24 protein-coding genes are annotated in these 19,897 nt (G+C 66.9%); 18 read left to right on the top strand and 6 right to left on the bottom strand.

The window, feature by feature from the left end; genetic code table 11:
* The first annotated feature begins 7 nt into the window (after window positions 1-7).
* The 4 genes from BMY89_RS30730 to hppD are packed head-to-tail and all read left to right on the top strand — an operon-like array spanning window position 8 to window position 4,880.
* Complete coding sequence (locus BMY89_RS30730; protein ID WP_232521586.1) at window positions 8-1,306, top strand: aminotransferase-like domain-containing protein; 1,299 nt, start codon at window positions 8-10, stop codon at window positions 1,304-1,306.
* 42 nt (window positions 1,307-1,348) lie between these two features.
* Window positions 1,349-3,001, top strand: coding sequence for a condensation domain-containing protein (locus BMY89_RS27775; protein ID WP_092383137.1), 1,653 nt, complete (start codon window positions 1,349-1,351; stop codon window positions 2,999-3,001).
* Window positions 2,932-3,768, top strand: coding sequence for a phytanoyl-CoA dioxygenase family protein (locus tag BMY89_RS27770; RefSeq protein ID WP_092383135.1), 837 nt, complete (start codon window positions 2,932-2,934; stop codon window positions 3,766-3,768). The genes BMY89_RS27775 and BMY89_RS27770 overlap by 70 nt, the downstream gene beginning before the upstream one ends.
* Window positions 3,769-3,797: 29 nt before the next feature.
* On the top strand, window positions 3,798-4,880 hold the full coding sequence (hppD, locus tag BMY89_RS27765) for a 4-hydroxyphenylpyruvate dioxygenase (protein ID WP_307818729.1): 1,083 nt from the start codon (window positions 3,798-3,800) through the stop codon (window positions 4,878-4,880).
* Between the two features lie 14 nt (window positions 4,881-4,894).
* Here the strand turns inward: hppD and BMY89_RS27760 are convergent, their stop codons facing one another.
* From BMY89_RS27760 to dcd, 4 genes are read right to left on the bottom strand one after another with little or no spacing between them, the layout of a single operon-like run.
* Window positions 4,895-5,320, bottom strand: coding sequence for an HIT family protein (locus BMY89_RS27760; protein WP_092383133.1), 426 nt, complete (start codon window positions 5,318-5,320; stop codon window positions 4,895-4,897).
* Complete coding sequence (locus tag BMY89_RS27755) at window positions 5,317-6,405, bottom strand: glycosyltransferase family 4 protein (protein WP_092383131.1); 1,089 nt, start codon at window positions 6,403-6,405, stop codon at window positions 5,317-5,319. The genes BMY89_RS27760 and BMY89_RS27755 overlap by 4 nt, the downstream gene beginning before the upstream one ends.
* Complete coding sequence (locus BMY89_RS27750) at window positions 6,402-6,926, bottom strand: dCTP deaminase (protein WP_092383129.1); 525 nt, start codon at window positions 6,924-6,926, stop codon at window positions 6,402-6,404. Before BMY89_RS27750 ends, BMY89_RS27755 begins: the two co-directional genes overlap by 4 nt.
* Window positions 6,923-7,450 (bottom strand): dCTP deaminase, encoded by a 528-nt coding sequence (dcd, locus tag BMY89_RS27745; RefSeq protein WP_092383127.1) that lies wholly within the window; start codon window positions 7,448-7,450, stop codon window positions 6,923-6,925. Before dcd ends, BMY89_RS27750 begins: the two co-directional genes overlap by 4 nt.
* A 299-nt stretch (window positions 7,451-7,749) precedes the next feature.
* Between dcd and BMY89_RS27740 the strand changes: the two genes are divergently transcribed.
* From BMY89_RS27740 to BMY89_RS27725, 4 genes are read left to right on the top strand one after another with little or no spacing between them, the layout of a single operon-like run.
* The gene (locus tag BMY89_RS27740) at window positions 7,750-8,910 is read left to right on the top strand and encodes a glycosyltransferase family 2 protein (protein ID WP_092383125.1); all 1,161 of its coding nucleotides are present in this window, start codon (window positions 7,750-7,752) and stop codon (window positions 8,908-8,910) included.
* A complete protein-coding gene (locus BMY89_RS27735) occupies window positions 8,898-9,914 on the top strand; it encodes an ABC transporter ATP-binding protein (RefSeq protein ID WP_232521585.1) in 1,017 nt (338 codons plus the stop codon). The genes BMY89_RS27740 and BMY89_RS27735 overlap by 13 nt, the downstream gene beginning before the upstream one ends.
* The gene (locus BMY89_RS27730) at window positions 9,914-10,750 is read left to right on the top strand and encodes an ABC transporter permease (protein ID WP_092383123.1); all 837 of its coding nucleotides are present in this window, start codon (window positions 9,914-9,916) and stop codon (window positions 10,748-10,750) included. Before BMY89_RS27735 ends, BMY89_RS27730 begins: the two co-directional genes overlap by 1 nt.
* A gap of 5 nt (window positions 10,751-10,755) precedes the next feature.
* On the top strand, window positions 10,756-11,556 hold the full coding sequence (locus BMY89_RS27725; RefSeq protein ID WP_170147785.1) for an ABC transporter permease: 801 nt from the start codon (window positions 10,756-10,758) through the stop codon (window positions 11,554-11,556).
* A gap of 573 nt (window positions 11,557-12,129) precedes the next feature.
* On the opposite strand, the gene BMY89_RS27720 is transcribed toward BMY89_RS27725, so the two are convergent.
* Window positions 12,130-12,540: a peptidase inhibitor family I36 protein gene (locus BMY89_RS27720; protein WP_092383119.1), complete on the bottom strand. Its 411-nt coding sequence runs from the start codon at window positions 12,538-12,540 to the stop codon at window positions 12,130-12,132.
* Between the two features lie 527 nt (window positions 12,541-13,067).
* Here BMY89_RS27720 and BMY89_RS27715 point away from each other — a divergent pair.
* From BMY89_RS27715 to BMY89_RS27695, 8 genes are all read left to right on the top strand, one after another.
* Complete coding sequence (locus BMY89_RS27715; protein WP_175510441.1) at window positions 13,068-13,331, top strand: hypothetical protein; 264 nt, start codon at window positions 13,068-13,070, stop codon at window positions 13,329-13,331.
* 10 nt (window positions 13,332-13,341) lie between these two features.
* Window positions 13,342-13,773, top strand: a complete 432-nt coding sequence (locus tag BMY89_RS30600) for a hypothetical protein (RefSeq protein WP_170147779.1) — start codon at window positions 13,342-13,344, stop codon at window positions 13,771-13,773.
* Window positions 13,767-14,099: a hypothetical protein gene (locus tag BMY89_RS27710; protein ID WP_092383117.1), complete on the top strand. Its 333-nt coding sequence runs from the start codon at window positions 13,767-13,769 to the stop codon at window positions 14,097-14,099. Before BMY89_RS30600 ends, BMY89_RS27710 begins: the two co-directional genes overlap by 7 nt.
* A complete protein-coding gene (locus tag BMY89_RS30125; RefSeq protein WP_139218028.1) occupies window positions 14,078-14,293 on the top strand; it encodes a hypothetical protein in 216 nt (71 codons plus the stop codon). The genes BMY89_RS27710 and BMY89_RS30125 overlap by 22 nt, the downstream gene beginning before the upstream one ends.
* Before the next feature lie 62 nt (window positions 14,294-14,355).
* Entirely contained in the window at window positions 14,356-15,387 is a 1,032-nt protein-coding gene (locus BMY89_RS27705) for a LacI family DNA-binding transcriptional regulator (RefSeq protein WP_092383116.1), read from the top strand.
* A 478-nt stretch (window positions 15,388-15,865) separates the two neighbouring features.
* Window positions 15,866-17,182 carry a hypothetical protein gene (locus BMY89_RS27700; RefSeq protein ID WP_139218027.1) on the top strand — a complete coding sequence of 439 codons (1,317 nt, stop codon included), beginning with the start codon at window positions 15,866-15,868 and terminating at the stop codon, window positions 17,180-17,182.
* 15 nt (window positions 17,183-17,197) lie between these two features.
* Window positions 17,198-17,434: a hypothetical protein gene (locus BMY89_RS30120; protein WP_139218026.1), complete on the top strand. Its 237-nt coding sequence runs from the start codon at window positions 17,198-17,200 to the stop codon at window positions 17,432-17,434.
* 110 nt (window positions 17,435-17,544) lie between these two features.
* Window positions 17,545-17,898 carry a TIGR02391 family protein gene (locus tag BMY89_RS27695; protein ID WP_092383112.1) on the top strand — a complete coding sequence of 118 codons (354 nt, stop codon included), beginning with the start codon at window positions 17,545-17,547 and terminating at the stop codon, window positions 17,896-17,898.
* A 209-nt stretch (window positions 17,899-18,107) separates the two neighbouring features.
* Here the strand turns inward: BMY89_RS27695 and BMY89_RS27690 are convergent, their stop codons facing one another.
* Window positions 18,108-18,449: a hypothetical protein gene (locus BMY89_RS27690; RefSeq protein ID WP_232521584.1), complete on the bottom strand. Its 342-nt coding sequence runs from the start codon at window positions 18,447-18,449 to the stop codon at window positions 18,108-18,110.
* Window positions 18,450-18,547: 98 nt separating this feature from the next.
* On the opposite strand from BMY89_RS27690, the gene BMY89_RS27685 reads away from it, so the two are divergent.
* Together BMY89_RS27685 and BMY89_RS27680 are read left to right on the top strand one after the other, a co-directional pair.
* A complete protein-coding gene (locus tag BMY89_RS27685) occupies window positions 18,548-18,976 on the top strand; it encodes a hypothetical protein (RefSeq protein WP_232521583.1) in 429 nt (142 codons plus the stop codon).
* Window positions 18,977-19,307: 331 nt separating this feature from the next.
* The gene (locus BMY89_RS27680) at window positions 19,308-19,892 is read left to right on the top strand and encodes a DinB family protein (RefSeq protein WP_092383110.1); all 585 of its coding nucleotides are present in this window, start codon (window positions 19,308-19,310) and stop codon (window positions 19,890-19,892) included.
* The last annotated feature ends 5 nt before the right edge of the window (window positions 19,893-19,897 follow it).

The following is a 19,897-nucleotide window of genomic DNA, read 5'->3' as shown; positions in this document are numbered from 1 at the left end:
TGCCGCGATGACGACCGTTGAGCTGTCCCGCGACTCCCTGCACGCCTCTGTCACGGATCCGGTGGCCTCATCGATGAACTTCCTCAATGAGGTGGCGAACCGGTACCCGGACGCGATCTCCCTGGCTGCTGGGCGGCCGTACGAGGGGTTCTACCGGACTGCGGACATCACCCGCTACCTGGACATCTACACCCGGCACCTGGAGGACTCGGGTCACGGCGAGGAGCAGGTACGCCGTTCGCTGATGCAGTACGGGCCCAGCAACGGGCAGCTACAGCCACTGGTGAGCCGGCTGTTGCGCACCGACGAGGATATCGATGTACCAGACCAGGCAATAGCGATCACCGCAGGTTGTCAAGAGGCGATGGCCATCGTGCTGCGCGGGCTGTTCGCCGATCCGGCGGACGTGCTTCTGGTCTCCGAGCCCTGCTATGTGGGCGTCACCGGCGCCGCGCGGCTGATCGGGGTGCCGGTGGTCGGGGTGCCGGAGGCCGCCGGCGGGCTCGACCCGGCGGACGTGACCAGGGTTGCCCGCGCGGTACGCGCGAGCGGCCGCAACCCCCGGGTGCTCTACCTGGTCCCGGACTTCGCCAACCCGTCCGGCGCCTGCCTCGACGTGCACCAGCGGCGGGAGTTGCTGCGGGTCGCCGCCGAGGAAGATCTGCTGGTGCTGGAGGACAACGCGTACGGGCTGTTTGGCGCCGACGACCGTCCTCGGCCGCGACTCAAGTCCCTTGACACCGATCAGCGGGTCATCTATCTCGGATCGTTTGCCAAGTCGTGCTTTCCGGGCGCCCGGGTGGGTTTCCTGATCGCCGACCAGACCGTGGTCGGCGCAGACGGCACCCGGAGGCTGCTGGCCGAGGAACTGGCCACGGTCAAGAGCATGCTGAGCTTGAACACCTCACCGATAGCGCAGGGCGTCATCGGCGGTCTGCTGATCGAATCGGACTGTAGCCTGCGCCGTGCCAACACTTCCAAGATTGAGTTCTATCGTCGCAACCTCCGGGCACTCAAGGACGCGCTGGAACGCCATCTGGGCACATGGTCCGATGCGCGCTGGAACGCACCCGCCGGTGGCTTCTTCATGGTTGTCGACATTCCGATGACGGCCGACGAGAAACTGCTGGAGATATCCGCTTCGGAATACGGCGTCCTGTGGACCCCGATGAGTTTCTTCTATCTCGGCGACGGCGGCCGCAATTCAATACGGCTGTCGTGCAGCGCCTTGTCCGCCGAGGAGATCGATGAAGGGGTGCGCCGTCTTGCCGAACTCGTTCGCGACCACCGGGCCTCGCTGCTCTGACATGCGGTACGGGAGCTCCACCGGACGGCCGGAGGAACGGCGATGAACCTGACCAGGGCCCAGAAGTTCCAGTGGTACCTCGAGAAGGGACTCGCCGAAGGCGTACATGCGCTGCCCGATCCCTCGGTGGCCGGTGCCCGGAATCTGGTGGCGGCCCTGACGGCCCGGTTCGAGGTGTTGCGCACCTCGATCGACCACATCGACGGCGAGCCACGACAGGTCCTGCACGACACCGGCGACCCGCTCCGGGTGATCGACCTAGACACGCCCGACGAGCTCAGGCCTCGGATGGCCGCGCTAGCCGAGGAGTTCCGGCTGGAGCAGCAGGGCCGTCCGGGCGCGCTGCTGGCCCGGTTCTTCCTGCTGCGCACCGCGGACAGCGGGTGGCTCGGCATGGTCGCCGACAACGTCGCCGTCGACGCCGCCTTCCACCGGGTAATCGAGCAGGAGACCAGCCGGATTCTCGGCGAGCCCGCCGGGCCGGACGTCCTGGGCGGCGCGGAGGGCATCCAGCCGCTCGCGGCCGCCGCCCTCGAGGCCGGCACGCGGGGCACGCGGGACCGAGAACGCGCCGCCGAAATGCTCCGCTGCCACTTCGCGACCGCTCCGCCGCGCATGCACCGGCGCCGGCCGCCCGGGGCCACGGCCGAGGGCCGCTATTACCGGAGGGTGCTCGAAATTCCCGATGCCGACCGGCTGTTCGCGCAGCTTCTCGCGGCGGGCGACACGCTACCGTCGGCGCTGGTCCTGGCGGCCTTCACCCAGCTGATGTGCGTCCGCAGCGACCAGGACGACTGCACGGTCAACGTCTCGATGGACAACCGGCACAACCGGGAGCTGCGGCTGACTCTGTGCGCCACGGCGCAGCGCGTCCCGGTCACGCTCTCCGGTGCCGGCCGGACGTTGCGTGCCCACGCCGCCGACGTGCAACGAGTCCTCGTGGACGGCTACCCTGTGTACGGGCGGTACGACCCGCTGGACCTGATCGCGGAACGTGACGGGGCGCAACGACGCCGGGGGATGTGCCTAACCCCCGACCTGGCGTTCAATTTCGTACCGCCGCCGCAGGGATGGACCTCGCTACTGACTGGGGCCACCAGGCCGCTGCCGGTGCAGGACGGGACGATCACGGGGTCCACCACCGGGGAAGTCTCCTACGAGTACGCGGCCAGCCTGTCAATGCGTTGGGCGGACGCCCGTGCCGGCCGGATCTCGATCCACGGCGATTCCGAGGCACTGCCGCCCGGTGATGCTGCGGCGTTGCTCCGCGGCATCGAACTGATGCTGGTCCGCTGGGCGGACGGCCGGGACAGCGAGCCGGAACGGATCGCTGGGGAGACGGGGCTGAGCGCACCGCAACGCCCCGGCACCGCGATCCGGGCCGGCGGCCGCTGGATCGACGTCGACCCGATCAGCCGGATGCTGTGTGAGCGGAACGATGTCGTCAGTGCCGAGGTGCGCACCGACCCCGGTGACGAGGCGCGGCTGATTGCCTACGTCATGGCCGCTCCCGGCACGAATCCCCGCCCTGACGACCTGCATGCCGCTCTGCTTCCCGCGGTCGGGACCGGCTCCCTGCTGGTCATCCCGGACCGCTACGAAATCACCGATCGAACGGAGAACGCATGCCCGTCACCACCGAACCTGTCATCACTCCCGAGGAGGTCGACCGTTTCAGGTCCGACGGCTTCCTGATCGTCCGGGGCGCCCTGAGCCAGGACGAGGCCCGGCACTACGCCGATTTGATCCGGGACCTGCTGCCCGGCGACTTCCGGATACCGGAGCACTGGCAGGCCTTCGACGGCCGGCTCAAGCCCTTCCAGGCCCCCGGCGTTCAGACCTTCGACGGCCCGGATTTCATCCCGCTGTTCCAGAACGAACGGCTGTACGCGGTGATGACCCAGTTGCTCGGCTCCGAGCGCCTGCTGGTCCGGGACGGCTCGCTGGCCATCACGATGCGCAACGACGCGAGGCGAGCGGGCGAACTGAGTCAGCGCCTGCACCTCGACCCGGCGGTGCCCGAGGACGTCGACGACTTCCTCTTCACGCCGGAGGAAATCGAGATCGGCGGATGCTTTTACTTCACTGACGTGGAGCCGGGCGGCGGCGGCATCCACGTCGTCCCCGGCGGTCACCGGTTCGTGGAGCAGAAAGCCCGGGGCGTCTCGGCCGGCCGGCAGCTGTACGACAAATGGCGCGACATCCCCGGCCTGGAGACAGTCGAGGTGACCGGGTCGTCCGGCGACTTCGTACTGATGCACCACTTGATGCCGCACGCGGCCTCGCACAACCGCAACTCCACCACCCGGGTGGCCCAGTTCCTGCGCTACTCCCGCGACGACGCCCCGTGGAGCGTAGGGGAGCGCCCCGGTGACCGGCCCGGTGCCAATGGGTTCGGCCCGGCGCAGCTCGCCGCCATGACGCCACTCGGTCGCCGGCTGCTTGGCGTGGACCCCTGGTGACTCCACCGAGTTCGACAAGGAGAAACGACGTGATCGACGACTTCAAGCTGGACCACGTGGTGATGTACGTCCAGGACCTGGACCGGCAGACCACCCTGTGGCACGACCACTACGGATTCCGGGAGGCGGCCGTGGCCGGGTCGCCGGCGGAGGGCTTCCGCTCGGTGCTGATGGTCCAGGGCGACATGCGCCTGGTGCTGACCGAGGCGACCGACGAGGGGCATCCCGCCGCCGCCTACGTGCTGGCGCACGGCGACGGCGTCGCCGACATCGCCTTCGGCACCTCCGACGTCCGTGCCGCGTACGAGCAGGTCGTGGCGAGCGGAGCCCGGGCGGTCGCCGAACCCCAGGAGTACGGAGACCGCGATGACGTGGCCGTCACCGCGGTGGTCTCCGGGTTCGGCGACGTCGTGCACACACTCGTCGAGCGGCGTGGCACCGGTCTGCTTCCCGGCTTCCGTGCGCTGCCGGCCACCGGGGAGGACGATCCGGCCGGCGACGGCGCCCAGCTGTACACGATGGACCATTTCGCGATCTGCCTGGGTACGGGTCAGCTGGACTGGGCGGTGAACTTCTACGGGGCGGCTTTCGGATTCGACGACATCTTCGCCGAGCACATCGTGGTGGGCTCGCAGGCGATGATCTCTCAGGTCGTGCAGAGCCGTACCGGCCAGATCACCTTCACCATGATCCAGCCGGATCCGAGCGCCGATCCTGGCCAGATCGACGAGTTCCTCAAGAACCACGGCGGGGCGGGCGTGCAGCACATCGCGTTCACGACCGAGGACATCACCCGTGCGGTCCGCACGCTGTCCGACCGCGGCGTCAGGTTCCTGAGCACGCCGGCGGCGTACTACGGCCGAATCGGGGAACGCCTGGAACTACGCAAGCATGCCCTGGACGACCTGCGGGAGCTGAACATCCTGGTCGACGAGGACCACGGCGGTCAGTTGTTCCAGCTGTTCACGCAGTCCAGGCACGATCGGGGCACGCTGTTCTTCGAACTGATCGAGCGGTGTGGCGCCGAGACGTTCGGCAGCTCTAACATCAAGGCCCTTTATGAAGCCGTCGAGGCGGAACGTCTGGCTGCGCACAGCGCCGCCCAGAACTGACCCGCTTTCGCGGGTCAGTTCTGGGCGGTCGTCCGCAGGTCCAGGCGCCGCCGCATGCCCTCCAGGCGCTCCAGCGGGACAGGAGACGCCACCCAGGGCCGGTGCAGACGGTCGTTCGTGGCCCGGGGCACCACGTGCAGGTGTAGGTGGAAGACATCCTGCCAACCGGCCGCGCGGTTGGCCTGGAACAGCGTCAGGCCGTCCGGGTCCAGCTCCGAGCGAATCCGCGAGGCAATCCGGTGTGCGGTCCGGGCGACCGCCGCCCAGTCCTCCGGCCGGATCTCCCACAGGTCGGCCGCGTGCCGCCGGGGCACCACCAGCGTGTGTCCCGGCGTCACCGCCGTGATGTCCAGGAACGCTACGGTGTCCTCGTCCTCGTACACCACCGGAGCTGGGTGCGTGCCGGCGGCGATCGCGCAGAAAACGCAGTCGCCGGTCATGCGCGCGCGAGCTCGGCCGAGAGGGTCAGCAGCGAGGCCGCGGTCGCCGACAGCGGGAAACGGGCGCTGTTCGCCAGCCCGGCGGCGCGCCGGTCGTGGAGCAACGCCGGGTCGCGCCGGAGTCGGCCGACCAGCGCCGCCACCTCGGCGGGCCTGGTGAAGTCCACGGTCACGGCGCTGTCCGCGAGAACCTCGGAGAGACCGGGCACGGCCTGGTAGGCAACCGGCAGACCGCACGCCTGCGCCTCGACGGCGACCAGGCCGAATGCCTCCAGCCGCAGTGACGGGACGATGAGCAGGTCGTGGTGGCGGAACTCGCGCCACAGCTCGGGACGCGACTTCCAGCCCAGGTAGGAGACGTTGCCGAGCTTGTGGGTGGCGGCCAGTCGTGCGTACTCACCGGGTGGAGCCGCGACCGACAGCCGTACCCCATCCAGCCCAGCGGCCAGGGCGAGGATAGGCGTGGTCGCCTTCTCGGCGGTCAGCCGTCCCGCGTACAGGATCCGCAGCGGTCCCTCCCGGTCTCGGGGTTCGTCCGCCCCGGCGGCGATCAATGCGTCCGGCACGCCCCACGGAATGTGCACGATCGGCCCGTGCGGCGGCGCGCCTAGGGCGATCAGCCGGTCGGCCATCGCGAGGGTCGGCACGACGACCGCGTCCGCCTCCGCAGCGGTCTGGCGCAGCACCTCGGCCTGGGTGGGGTGGCTCTCGGCGAAGAGCAGGTCGGTGCCGTGCACGACTGCGATCCCGGGCAGACCAGGGAACGCGCGCCGCAGCGCGGGCGTGGCGCCGAACGCCAGGTGCTGCAGGTGCAGGACATCGTGCTGCCCCGGCTCGAAACGCTCGCCCACGGCCGCAGCGAGTTTCTCGGTGTACGCCCGGAACGCCGCGCCGTCCAGCGTCTTGCCCTCCACCTCCAGCACCACGGGCCCGGTCTCGGGGACGGCAACCCCGGAATCCGCCGGTGCCAGCATGAAGACGTTCGACCGGATCAGCGGACAGTCGCCGAGGTAGAGGTCTTGTAGCAGCTCGACGCTGCCGCCCGGCGTGCCGTACGGGAGGTCGATCCCGGTGAGGATCCTCATCGCATTTCCTCGTACAGGCGCGACACGTCGATACCGGTGCTGGCGACGTATTTCTGCCCAATGTCCTGGTAGCTGACGATCGCACCGCTGGTGCGCAGGAAGATGATCTTCCCGAACGTCATCCGCGGGTAGATCCGGGTACGCCGGGCCACCCGGATCTCCAAGGTCCAGCGGATGCCGTGACCCGTGTGGCCCAGCGGTGCCGACACGTGAACCCACACGCCCAAGGCGCCGAGGCTGTGGTCGCCGTTGATGAGCTGGGCGTAAAGCTCGGAATGGGTGCGCTCGTGCGTCACGCCGAGGTACAGGTTCCCCGGCTGCAGTTCCATGCCGTCCGGGGGGATCACCTTCTCGACGAACGTCGACGGCCGGGCCGCGTCCAGGTCCGAGTCGCAGACCTGAATCGTGTCGCCCAGCCTCCAGTCGTACGCGTTCGGCGAGACCCGGCCTGCGTCGTACGGCACGATGGTGATGTCGCCGGAACTGACGGCGTTGCGGATCTCCGGTCCGGTCAGGATCACATCGTCCCCACAACGTCGTGCCAGTACCGCGACTCCTGGGGGCCGGCGGCCCGCTGGTACTTGCCGGAGTACAGCTCGATGTCGCCGTACGCCTCGAAGAACATGATCTGGCCGATCTTCATGCCTGGGTAGACCCGCAGAGGACGTACCGGGGAGAGCATCAGGGTCCACTGGCCGTGGAAGCCGATGTCCCCAATCGGAGCGGTGATCTCCACGAAGAGACCGAGTCGGCCGACCGAGGAACGGCCGAACAGCAGCGGAACGTAGTGGTCGGAACCGACCTCCTCCACGGTGTGCCCGAGGTACAGCTCGTCGGGGTGCAGCACGTAGCCGTCGCTGTCCAACGTGATCGATTGCGTAGGGTTTGGCCGGTAGGCGTCGATGACGTCGGTCTGGTATGTCCGCAGCGTGCTGCCGAGACGCACGTTGTAGCTGTTCGGATTTACCTGGGCAACCTCGAACGGCGAGATTCGGATGCGCCCGCTTGTCGTGGAATCGATGATTTGTGGACCAGTGAGAATCATGCGGGCCTCATGGCTTTCCCGGCACCTGCGTTCTGCTGGAAGTTTGCTTCCGCGGTTCCTCGTGAAAGTCGTTTGGCTGCCGTAGAACGTCGCCGCATCGGCGTACCTCCCCGTGTATGGCAGAGCTGGAGGCATACTACAGCCGTTATGGATCTTTGTCGATAACGGGATTGCATCCGACGTGCAATCCATCGTGGACCTTGGAAGCATTTGGGGAATCGGGTATGATCCAGCGATGCGGATCGGTCGTGGTGATCCGCCGGCGTGCGCCGTGAGCCACCGATAGGGAAAGCTGGGAAATGAAGGTCAGCGTCGTCATCCCCTCGTACAACGCCGGCCCGCAGCTGCGTGCCTGCTTGGCAACCTTGACCCGGCAAGAACTGGGCAGTGGGCACGCGCTGGAGGTGGTGGTCGTCGACGACGGTTCCGACGACGGCACCGCGGACGTCGTCCAGGATGTGGCGAGCCGCCAAGGCCCGACCTTCGACCTGCGCTACCAGTTCCTGCCCCGGACCGCGGCGTCCGGGCGCTCCGCGGCACGCAACCACGGCATCCGGCAGACCAGCGGCGAGGTCGTGGTGCTCGTCGACGCCGACGTGCTCCTTCCGCCCGGCGCCTTGGCTGCCCACCTCGATTACCACCGCCGTCGCTCGGATCTGGTGGTCACCGGGCCGCGCGGCTGGTTCTCCGGTGTAGATATCGGCCCGGACGGCCCGGACAGCGCCGAGGCCTGGGCGAAGTTGGTCCCGCTCGCCGGCGCGGACCTACGAGACCACGTGTTCGCCGCGCTATCGGACAACCTGAACAACCTGGCGACGGCCTGGCACTTCATGTTCAGCTGCAACGTCTCGGTGCGCCGCGAGCACCTGCTTGCCTCCGGCGGCTTCGACGAGAGCTTCACCGGCTGGGGCCTGGAGGACAGCGAGCTCGGCTACCGCCTGCACCGGCTGGGGCTCTCGTTCGCTTATAGCCGGGACACCATCGTCTTCCACCAGCATCCCCAAATCATGAACGACGACATGTACCGAGACTGGCGTGCCAACCTTGTCCGGTTCACCGGCAAACACTCGAACGACCCCGCCGTCGTCGCGCAGTGGGTGATGGACCGGGTGTTCGATCCGGTGAACGGCGACCTCACCTGGCTGGAGTGCTGTCGTCGTTTCGAGGCGGCGGTGCGGGCCCTGGACGGCAGGTTGCCGGAACGTGCCAACTACGAGCTGATCGAGGTCAACACGGGCAATCTCGCCGAGGTGCTGTCCGGTCTGCCGGAGCGGGCCAAGAACGCGGATCTGCTCGTGCTCGACCACACCGGTGACAGCGAGCTCGCCGTCACAGTCCAGTGTCTCGACTCGCCGCGGGAACTGTCGTACTTCAACCGCCCGGCGGACGAGGAACGCGCCGCGATCCTGGCGGCCCACCGGATCACCGCGCCGTCAGGAGATACCGCGTGCCACCAGTGATCCGTGCCGAGGGCCTGACCAAGCACTTCCGGCGGCCCCGCCGCTTCGACGGTCCCTTCGGCACGTTGCGCACCATGGTAACTCGGCAGTACGAGGAGACCCGGGCGGTGAACGGCGTCGACTTCACGGTGTCGGCCGGGGAGTTGGTCGCCTACCTCGGGCCGAACGGCGCCGGCAAGAGCACCACGATCAAGATGATGACCGGCGTGCTGGTCCCCACCGGCGGTCTGCTGGAGGTCAACGGCACGGTTCCCTGGCGCGACCGCGAACGCAACGCGATGCACATTGGCGTGGTGTTCGGCCAGCGCAGCCAGCTCTGGTGGGACCTGCCGCTGATCGACTCGCTGGCCCTGCTCGGCAAGCTTTACCGGCTGCCGGGCGTCGCGTACCGCCGCAACCTGGACCGCCTGGTCGAACTGCTGGACGTCACGCCGTTCCTGCACCAGCCGGTACGTCAACTCAGCCTGGGCCAGCGTATGCGCGGCGACCTCGTCGCCGCCATGCTGCACGAGCCGCGGATCCTCTACCTGGACGAGCCGACCATCGGTCTGGACGCGGTTGCCAAGGTCCGGATGCGGGACTTCGTCGCCGAGATGAACCGGGATAGCGGCACCACCGTGGTCCTGACCACGCACGACCTGGTCGACGTCGAGACACTCTGCGATCGGGTCGTGGTGATCGACAGCGGTCGGGTTCTGTACGACGGGAAGCTCGCCGACCTGAAGGCCCGGTACGCCCCGCACCGTATCCTGGTCGCCCAGCTCGCCCCCGAACCGGTGCCGGCCGGCACCCGCGCCGATACCTTGCGGTCCTCCCGCTTCCCCGGCGAGGTGATCTCCGAAAAGGACGGTGTGCTCCGGGTCCGTTTCGAGGCGGCCCGGGTCAGCGCCCAGGAAATCATCGCCGCGGTCAACGACCATTGCCCGATGGCCGACCTCACGATCCTCGAACCCGACCTCGAGGACGTGGTCCGCACTCTCTACGGCGACCGCGGGGCCGCCTGATGCCGATCGAAGCCGCGGCCCGTCGTGGTGGGCCGGGGCGCAACATTCCCGCGTACGCTCAGATCATCCGAAGCCGGATGAAGACGGCCGTGACCTACCGTCAGAACGTCGTCTTCACCCTTGGCATCGTGGTCGTCCAGATCTTCATCTTGAGCCGGGTCTGGACCGCGTTGTATGGCGCTGCCGGGACGGTCAACGGGATCCCCCTGTCCGAGATGCTGCTCTACCTTACGCTGGCGAACCTGCAGGGGTGGGCGGTGCAGGACTCGACGGTCTGTTCCTACCTGTGGGAACGGATCCGCGAGGGGCGGATCGCGTTCGACCTGCTGCGGCCCGCCGGGTTCATCCCGCAGGTCATCGCCCAACTGGTCGGCAGCGCGCTGATGATGACGACGTTCGCCATAGTGGCGCTGCCAGTGATCGCGGTCATCGGTACGCTCGGCGCGCCGGCCTCCCTCGCGGCGTTCTGCCTGTGGCTGGTGAGTCTGCTGTGCGGCATCGGCGTCGCCGTCATGCTGAACCTGCTGGTCTGCCTCAGCGCATTCTGGACCACCGAGATCAACGGGACCATGATGCTGTTTTCCCTGATCAGCCAGTTCTTCGCCGGTGTCTTCGTGCCGCTGAGTTTCTTCCCGGGCCTGCTACGCGTGGTTGCTGAGCATCTGCCGTTCCAAGCGACGACCTACACGCCGGTTGCTATCTACGTTGGACATCTGGAAGGCGCCGACGCGATCCGCGCGATCGGCGTCCAGCTGGTGTGGATCGCCGTGCTCGCGCTGGTTGCCCGCTTGGTCTGGTCCCGGGCGCAGCACCGCGTCGTGGTGCAGGGCGGATGACGGCGATGAACGACCTCCGGCTCACCCTGGAGCTCTACCGGATCGCCGTCCGCGCCGAGCGTCAGTACCGGCTCAACTTCCTGCTGATGTGCGTGCTCGGGGTGGTCTATCAGTGCAGCGGCATTGCGACCGTCTGGGTTATGCTGCGGACCTTCGACACTATCGCCGGCTGGACGTTCGGCGAGATGGCGTTCCTCTACGCGCTGCGGCTGCTCGCGCACGCGGCTTGGGCGGTGCCCTTCCACCAGCTCGAGTTCATGGACGACACGATCCGCGAAGGGCGTTTCGACCGCTGTCTGGTCCGTCCGTTGAACCCGTTTCTCCAGGTCATCACCACCCGGTTCCAGATGAACGTGATCGGCGACGTGCTCGCGGCGGTCGTCATGTTCGTACTCGCGGTCAACTTGGTCTCGATCGACTTCTCGCCGGTGCACATCCTTTACCTCATACTCGCCGTGATTGGCGGAGCGCTGGCCGAGGGGGCGGCGAAGGTGTTCGTCTCGTCGCTGAGCTTCCGGTTCGTGCAGACCTGGGCGGCCAGCCGTCTCGCCGATAACATCTACTTGATGTTCGGGTCGTACCCGACCAGCATCTTCGGCCCGATGATGTCCTGGGCCCTGACCTGGGTGGTGCCGGTCGCCGTGGTGGCCTACCTGCCGGCCGGTGTGCTCCTCGGGCGGACCGGGGACCTGCACATCCCAGGGCCGGTGGCGGTCGCGGCGCCGTTGGTCGGCCTTTGCGGGTTCCTCGTCGCCTACCGGTGGTGGCACTACCAGGTGCGCGGATATCAGAGCGTCGGTGCCTGACAAGCAATATTTGGCAATACAAGGCCCGTTGCTTGCCCTAACCAGGCAGTGGTAGTGGTAGTGGTGAATTCTCGTCATGATCACGGAGTGAACGGCCATGTCTGAGCCGGAACACCTACGGTCGGCCTTGCGCGCCGCCGACCACGATCAGATCGTCTACGACCTGACCGGCATCGAGCGGCAGACAGCTCGTTCGGCGGCGTTCGTTAGCCCGTTTCCCTGGCCTGCGCCCCAGCTCCCGACAACCGGCAGTCGCAATCGACACGGGGGCCAGCGCTCTTTGGTCAATGCATATCGCCATGAAACTGCCAATGAGGTGGCTGCTCTGCGCAAGGTACTGTTCAGGTCATCCCGGCCAGGGGATGCGGACCTTATACGACAGTCCGGGATCCGCGTCGGCGGCAACGACAAACTTAGGGTGGGGAAGGCTCCTCGCCAAGTCCTTACGGGATAATTCCCAAGAACGCTCGAAGCGTACGATCGCGTCGACCCTCCCCCACCCAAATCCCCCGCGATCTGGCACGGACCGTCAAGCAACCCGCGCCCTCTTGACACCCGATCCTCGATAGGGAATCAGTGGACGAAGACGCTGTTGGAGTTGAAGCTGATCGAGCCGTAGGCACCGCCGGGCATGATCGCGTACGGGGTCCCGGTGCAGTCTGTGGTGGTGTACAGGCGAGCGGGCTGGCTGGCGGTGTTGCGAGCAGACTTCGCCCGCCCGCTGCCCCAGCCGGAGGCGGCAAGGTTCACACAAGCACCGACCGAGGGATCGATCGCCTGTACGGTGAAGCGCTGCCCGGTGAAGTTCGCGCTGTCCCAAAGGCAGAGCGTACGGCTGAACGAGCACGTGTTGTTGATCTCCAGCGCGGGTGCGGGTGCAGCCGCGTTCACGCCGGAGGCCGTTACTGACAGGAGCAGTGCTGAGATGCCGGCGCACAGCGCGGTGCCGGCCAGCCGGTAGGCTGTCCTGGTTCCGATCTTCATCGTTACTCCTTTGACAGTTGATTGCTGGTCGACATTGGGAATTAAGACACCAGGACGGTCAAGGGTAATCGCCTCAGAACGCCTTTGCCGGTTTGCGGTAACGAGGCTGCCAGTTGGTCACCGGTGTCTCGCTTTCTCGTACTATTAAACGCTGTTGTGCGGATTCTCTGCGACCGCGCGTCGGGCCGTCGAGACTCGCGCTTCCGCCAGAATGCGAAGCGTGCTCCTCATCACCGCAGGGCCGACGGCCACGGCGGTCCACGTATCCACTTGCTTGCCGCACTTCTACGGCTCGCTCTACTTCTGAGGTCAGCGAACCGATCATTCCGACGTCGTGACGAGGACTGAAAATATCACACAAGCTCCATTCTGCCAAGCTTGGGCAACTCCATGTGCCTAAAAAGTCCTGGAAGTTTGTAGGACTTGCCAGAATGTTGACACGGGACAGCAGTCCTGTGCCGTTCGGAAGCTCGGTCACGGGTGCTGAGGTGCGACTTTGTCCGCCGGAAGATCGACAACTGCCGGCCATGATCCTGTCCCTTGACTACCTGATCCTCCGCCAGGTACTGCAGCTGTTCATTCTGATGGCGCGCGACGATCGGGCCAACGCGGTCGCGGTCTTGGTCTTGCGCCATCAGGTCGCGGTGCTACGCCGCCAGGTGCATCGCCTGGATCTGGAGCCACCCGACCCGGTGGTGCTGGCAGGCTTTTGTCGCATTGCTGCCGCGGGTGCGGTGGGCGCCGTTCTGCGTCACCCCGGCGACGCTGCTGCGGTGGCACCGGGGATCTGATCACCCGGCGATGGACCTACGTGACGCGGCGGCCGGGCCGACCGCCGGTCACGGCCGAAGTTCGGAAGGTGCTGCGGTCGCGGAGAACCTCGCCGCGCCGTCGTCGGGCGGTCCGGCCACAACGGCGCTGTCGACCTGCCGGGACCTGTACTGGACTCGATCACCTCGGGGCAGAATGGGCGTCGGAGGGGGAGGCGTTGCGGCGCGAGGACTCGCGAACGTCGTCGAAGGCGCCTTCGTCGGATGGGCTGGTGAAGCCGCCGCCCCGCGAGTCGTCGGGTCGCCGACGCGTGTGGTGTTCCGCTGCCCGGTGGGCGGCAACCGCGGCTACGGGCCCACCCACAGCCAGAGTCCGCAGAAGCACCTCGTCGGCGTGCCGCACCTGGCCCTGTACGAACTGTCCGCGTTCATGATCCGCGACCGATCTTCGACGAAATGCTGAACTCCGGGACACCGGCCATCCTCTTCGAGGACAAGGTGCTCTACACCGAGTCCGCGCATCTCAACGGCAGCTGGGACGGACTGTTCCGGAGCCGGTCGGTCGGGCCGGACACCACCTGGGCACGGGTCGGCCTCGACGAAGACGCGCCACCGGACTGGGCGATCGTCGCGCCGGGCGGCATGGCATCCCGGGCCTTGACTGCGATGCGGCGTGCACTGCTGGAGCTGGAACTGACCTGCGAGCTGCTGGATTCCGTCCTAGCTGTATCCGGTTCTGTCCCGTCTCGCCGCGGCGGGGACGCGTCATGGTCATCGAGGACGGTGTAATGGGCGGCGGCTCGGGCGCGGAGGTGAGCCGGCTGCTCTACGAGAGCCTGTTGGGCCGGCTTCGTCATCCGGTGCGCTTACTTCAGTCGCCCTGCGCGGTGTTCCCTGCCGCTTCCCATCTGGAGCGTGGCCACCTGATTCAGGAGCCAAATATCTTAGCCTTGGCCGAGTGCGCTGCCGATCCGCCGGCGTAACAAAGCCCCTGGCTTCGGGGCCTGGGGCTCAAGCTGTTCCCGACACGAGCCTACGAAGCTGTATGGTGTTCGGAGTGCGGAAGGGGAGTAACGTGCGTCCGCGAGTCACCCTTGAGGATGTTGCGCTCAGGGCCGGCGTTTCTCGTGCCACCGTCTCTCGCGTCGTGAACGGCTCGCAGACAGTCAAGCCGGCGATCCGCGATTCGGTCCTGCGCGCCGTCAAGGATCTGGGCTACGTCGCCAATGCCGCCGCGCGCAGCCTCGTCACGCGCAGCACCAACTCGTACGCTCTGGTGCTGCCGGAGGCGCATACCCGCGTTTTCTCTGACGACCAGTTCTTTCCTCGCCTGATTCGCGGCCTGAGCGAGGAACTCGGCGCGGCTGACAAGCAGCTTGTGCTGCTGATGTCGTCGGATGCCGCTGCCCACCGCCGCATCGAGCACTACCTCCTGGGTGGGCATGTGGACGGCGTCATCTTGGCGTCCGCGCACCGCGGAGATCCGCTGCCCGGCACTCTGGGGGGCACCGATCTCCCTGTGATCTCCAACGAGCGCGTGCTCGACAACGTCGACTTTCCGTACGTTGGAGTCGATGCGGTTGGGGGAGCAGCGGCGGCGGTGCGTCACCTCGTAGGGACCGGACGGCGGCGAATTGCCACGATTGCCGGTCCGCAGGACATGAGTGCTGGCATCGATCGCCTGATCGGCTACCGACGGGAGATCGCACGGACCGGAGGCTCCTCGATCGTCGCAACCGGCGACTTCACCCGTCAGTCGGGCGAGGTTGCGATGCGTGAGTTGTTGGCCGATGAGCCGGACTTGGACGCCGTGTTCGTTGCGTCGGATCTTATGGCTCACGGTGCCTTACGGACCCTGCAGGCGGCTGGCCGTCGAGTTCCCGACGATGTCGCTGTCATTGGTTTCGACGATGTGGAAATTTGTCAGTATAGCGATCCCCCGCTGAGCACGATTCGTCAGGATATCGTGGAGATGGGCCGAACACTGGTGCGTCAGATATTGCGGCTCAGTTGCGGCGAGGTCGTGGAACCGGCGGTCGTACTACCCGTCTCCTTGGTCCTCCGGCAATCGGCATGACGAATGGGGAAAATGCAACCGCGCCGGCGATGGTCAGGATAAGCCGTTCTGTCGTGCCTACGGAGACTGGTCGTCCCGGCTGAAGTTGTGGGCCCTTCCGTCTGCGCCCTGACGACACCCGCCGCATCTGAGTGCCAGGCCACGCGGGTGAAGTCGGTCAACTCCGTCGCGGACGGCACGGTGAGTGCGCGGGTGTCCGCAGCTCCGGCGGGGACCGTGATGGCACTCGCCGCCGGGGCCGCTGGCGTACAGGGCCTACTCCTCGGGCGCCGTCGCCGGGCGCGGAGAACAGCCAACCGTCTTTGGTGCGGTGGCCATTACCGGCACGCAGCGCGAACCTGACGGTGAGTGGGCTTGACCCGATTCGACGGACAGGGTCGCTGTGGTGATCTTGTTTAGGCTGCCGGGCTGTCCGGCTGGGTGGTGCGGCGGGCGATGCCTGGCAGAGCGGGCACGGGCCGAACCTTCGGATTCCACCGTGGTGTCGATCCTTGCCGTACCGGATCCTGCGACGGCGCGGCTTGCCCCGGTGGTGGTCGAATCCAGCGGGGTGACCGTCAACGGCGTGCCCGCGGTGGTGTCCCCGGTCGCCGATGACCGGCTGACCATCACCCTGCCAGCCGGGGCCACGTCCGGACCGGTGGTGGTCACCACGCCGGCAGGCAACGGGACATCCGGCGCCGACCTCTACGTGGCGCGCTCGCCCTGGCGCGCGACCGACGTTGAGTTCACCAGTCGGCTGCTTACCGGAACACCGGCGACGGCTGCGGTGGCAGTGGCCGATCGGGTCGCGCTGCTCACCGTCGCCGCCCCCGTGGGCAGGCGTACCAGCCTTGTGCTGACGGGCAGCACCTTCGGATCCTCCACCTCGAATGCCCGCGTCTCAATCTTCCGGCCGGACGGCTCCACGGCGGTTTCCGCCACCGGCTTCGGCGGCGCGGGCATTTTCCTGGAGCCGTTGCCGCATCCCACGGCAGGCGCCTACTCCGTGCTGATCGACTCGCAGGGCAGTGCGACCGGGCAGGTGGTCGTCACCGCGTACGACGTGCCCGCCGACGTCACGGTGCGAGCCGCCGCGGATGGATCGGCGGTCAGTGTGACAACGGCCGTGCCCGGCCAGAACGCGACGGTCGAGGTGCTCGGCACGGCCGGCCAGCGGCTCAGTGTCGCGGTGAGCGGGTCGACCTACGGCGCCTCGGGCCTCCAGGTCGGCTTCCGGCGGCCGGACGGTATGACGCTGGTCAGCGGGCAACTGGTCAGTGGCAGCCGCTTCTTCGATCAGTTCGTGCTGCCCTCCACCGGCACCTACTCGATCTTCATCGACCCGGCGAAGGGCGCGACCGGGAAGGTGGACGTCGCGGTGTTCGACATTTCGTCGGACGCGACCGCCGTGGCCGCCCTGGACGGAACGCCGGCCACCGTGACCACCACGATGCCGGGCCAGAACGCGACCGTCACCTTCACCGCCCCGGCCGGACAGCGGATCAGCGTCCAGGTGCCCAACCACACCATCGGCGGTACTCCCCAGGTGTCGGTGCGTCGCCCGGACGGGACGACGCTGGTCGGTGGGGCCGGCCTCTACTCATCGATGCTCATCGAGCCGTTCACGATCCCGGCCGCTGGCACGTACGCCGTTCTGATCGATCCGGGCACCACCGCGACCGGATCCGCCGTCACGCGGGTGTATGCGCTGCCGGCCGACGATGTGATGGTGGCGACCACGATGGGCGGCGGTGCGGTGACCGTCGAGAGCCGGGGCGGTTCGTATTTCGTCGAACCGTCCGCGCCCCGATGAGGCAAGGAGAACAAGATGAGTACCCCCGCAGGGGAGATGCGTGCCGCCCGGCTGAACGGACCACTCGGGCGTCACATGGAAGAAGTCGCCATCGTCCGCCGCAGCTCCAAGGGTGAGACATGTGTCGATGTCTTTGCCCTGATGTCAGCCAAGACGGCTACATTCCTGCTCGACACCGACCTTGAGGAGGGGATCTCATCGAGCAGCGCCCTCCCTCGGGAAAGGCCAAGCTGTATCGAGCGACACGGGTGACCTACCACAGCCGGCGCGGACTACCGGAATCCGCCCAACGCGTAACGGCCGAAATCGAGCCCGTTACAACTCGGCCCGCACCCGCTGACCGGCGGGTAGAAATCCCCGGGATGCACCCCACCGTGTACCAGGCGGCAGGCGCGTTGTTCGCAGACGTCCACTACAGCAAGGCCGTATTGGCCGCTTTTCAAGCCGTGGAGCTGCAGGTCCAGACGAAATCCGGCCTGACCGAAACCGGTGTCCCGCTCATGCATCGCGCCTTCAACCCCCAGAGCCCGATCATCGACGTCGCCCGACACGACGGCCGCAACGCGCAGGACGAACGCGAGGGATTCCGATTCCTATTCGCTGGGGCGATGGCTGGCCTTCGTAATCCCCGGGCGCATGGTGCGGACCTGCCCGACTCCGAAGCGGAAGCGATCGAGTACCTGGCGTTGGCGAGTGCGCTGCTGCACCGAATCTGATTTCGGATCAGAACCCCGCCGTCGGAGGCGATCCCGCCTCACGGTGTCTGGCCGGGTTGCCTGCCATCGCTGCGGCTCGGGCTTCGGCATACTCATCTCGGCTATGAGCGTGCGCGGGATCGGCTCGCTGAGGCGCGTGCGGCCGATGCCGCTCTCGTGCCGAGATGGGTCCCGGGCGGAGGCTCGGGACCCATCAAGGTAGGTAATTTTCAGGCGAGCGGGATAGCCCCGACAAGGCGCAATCCGCGTTGGGTATCGGTTTGTGTCGATCCTCGGACACGTACAGATACCCCACAGTAATCAGCGTCAGGCTTAGCCTCGACGCTGATTTTGTTTTGGCCGGGGTTGTAGGTGAGGGCGAGTCGGAGCTCGCGGTAGACGTTGCTCTTGTCCTGGTGGTGGGCGTTCCGCAGGGAGTTGTGGATGTCGTCGAGGCTGCCGATGAGGTGCCGGATGTCGTCCTCGGTGAGGCGGCGTGGCACTTGTGCTTGTGCTGCTGCTTGGTCGCGTTGAGTGACGGCGACGGCCCGTTGGGCGTTGACATCGGTCATCCATGCGGCGACGGTGGCGGGGTCGCCTCCGGCGTCTGCGATGCGGCGTGTATCGCTGTGGATCCACAGACGTCACCATTACGCGGGACGGCGGACTGGTGCACTGGGACTGGTCGATCGAGGTGCCCATGAACCACGGCGTCTCCTTCTCGGCCGCCGAGTACGACGTTGAAGTCGCACGGGTGGCCGCGGATCATTCGTGGGAGACGGCGGAGCGCACAGCCGGACGACGTGTCCTGACGGACGTGGACCGCGAACGGTTGCGCGCTCACGTCCTCAAAACCAGTTGGGTCGCCAACGACCGCGATCACGAACTGTTCCGGGTCGCCCTTCAAATCGACGGTGACTACCAGGTCTTCGTCGACACCCTGTGGCGTGGCCGTAGCCCCGAAAAGGTGGCGCGCGAGGTGTGCGTCACCTTGGCACTTCCTCCCAGTGAGTGGCGCGCCACCTGGCACGCCATCAAGCCCACGCTGATCAAGCCGCCGAAGATCGCGGGGCCGTCCTGGCGACCCGCGCGGTTCTAACAGCGGCCAGCCGGCACCAGGTCCACACTGCCGGTTGGGATGGGCGGACCACGCAGACGGAAACATCCGCATCTATGCCGCGAAGCGCTCGTCACGCAAGGTAAGCAGCTCACGGTGTGCATCCGGACGTGCCGATGGCAGCGCGTTGGCTCGTCCTGCATGTCGTCGCAGCGTTAGAGGTTGTCTCAAGTGGCAAGTTTCGCGAGCTTCTTGTAGCAGGGCAGGGCAGGGCAGGGCAGGGCAGGGCAGGGCCAGGATCGGCTCTGCCAGTCGTTGCGGACCGCGTATGGGATCTTGAGACCACGAGCAGCCCATGGCAGGCTCATGTCGCATGATCGACGAATTCGCGAAAGACAACCTGCACGGGAGACTGCGGCGGGACCGCAAGGCGCTGCTCTGGAAGCTCGACGGCTTGTCCGAATACGACGTCCGCCGACCTTTGACAGCGACCGGGACCAACCTTATCGGCCTGGTCAAGCACGTGGCCACCGTCGAGGCCAGGTACTTCGGCGAGGTTTTCGACCGCCCTTCCCCGGAGCCGTTGCCCCGGTGGCAGGACTCCAACGGCAGCGATCTGTGGGCGACTGAGGACGAGACCCGCGATCAGATCATCGGATTCTACCGGCGCACGTGGGAACACTCGGACGCGACGATCAACGAGCTTCCCCTCGGTGCCCCCGGCCACGTGCCGTGGTGGCCGGAGTCTTATGCCGACACGAACCTGTTCGCCATCATGGTTCATGTCCTCGGCGAGTCCATCCGGCATGCCGGGCACGCCGATATCCTGCGCGAGGGCCTCGACGGTCGGACCGGGTTGCGCGCCGAACACGAGAAGCAGATCGACGAGGAAGCCCGTGCAGCCTACTGCGCGAAGATCGAGCAGGCCGCCAGGTCGGCCGCACCAGTCAAGGCCTAGTTGAG

Source organism: Micromonospora phaseoli, assembly GCF_900109115.1.
Classification (GTDB): Bacteria; Actinomycetota; Actinomycetes; order Mycobacteriales; family Micromonosporaceae; genus Micromonospora; species Micromonospora phaseoli.
The sequence above is the reverse complement of the archived record's forward strand: the minus strand, read 5'-3'. Positions and strand labels throughout refer to the sequence as shown.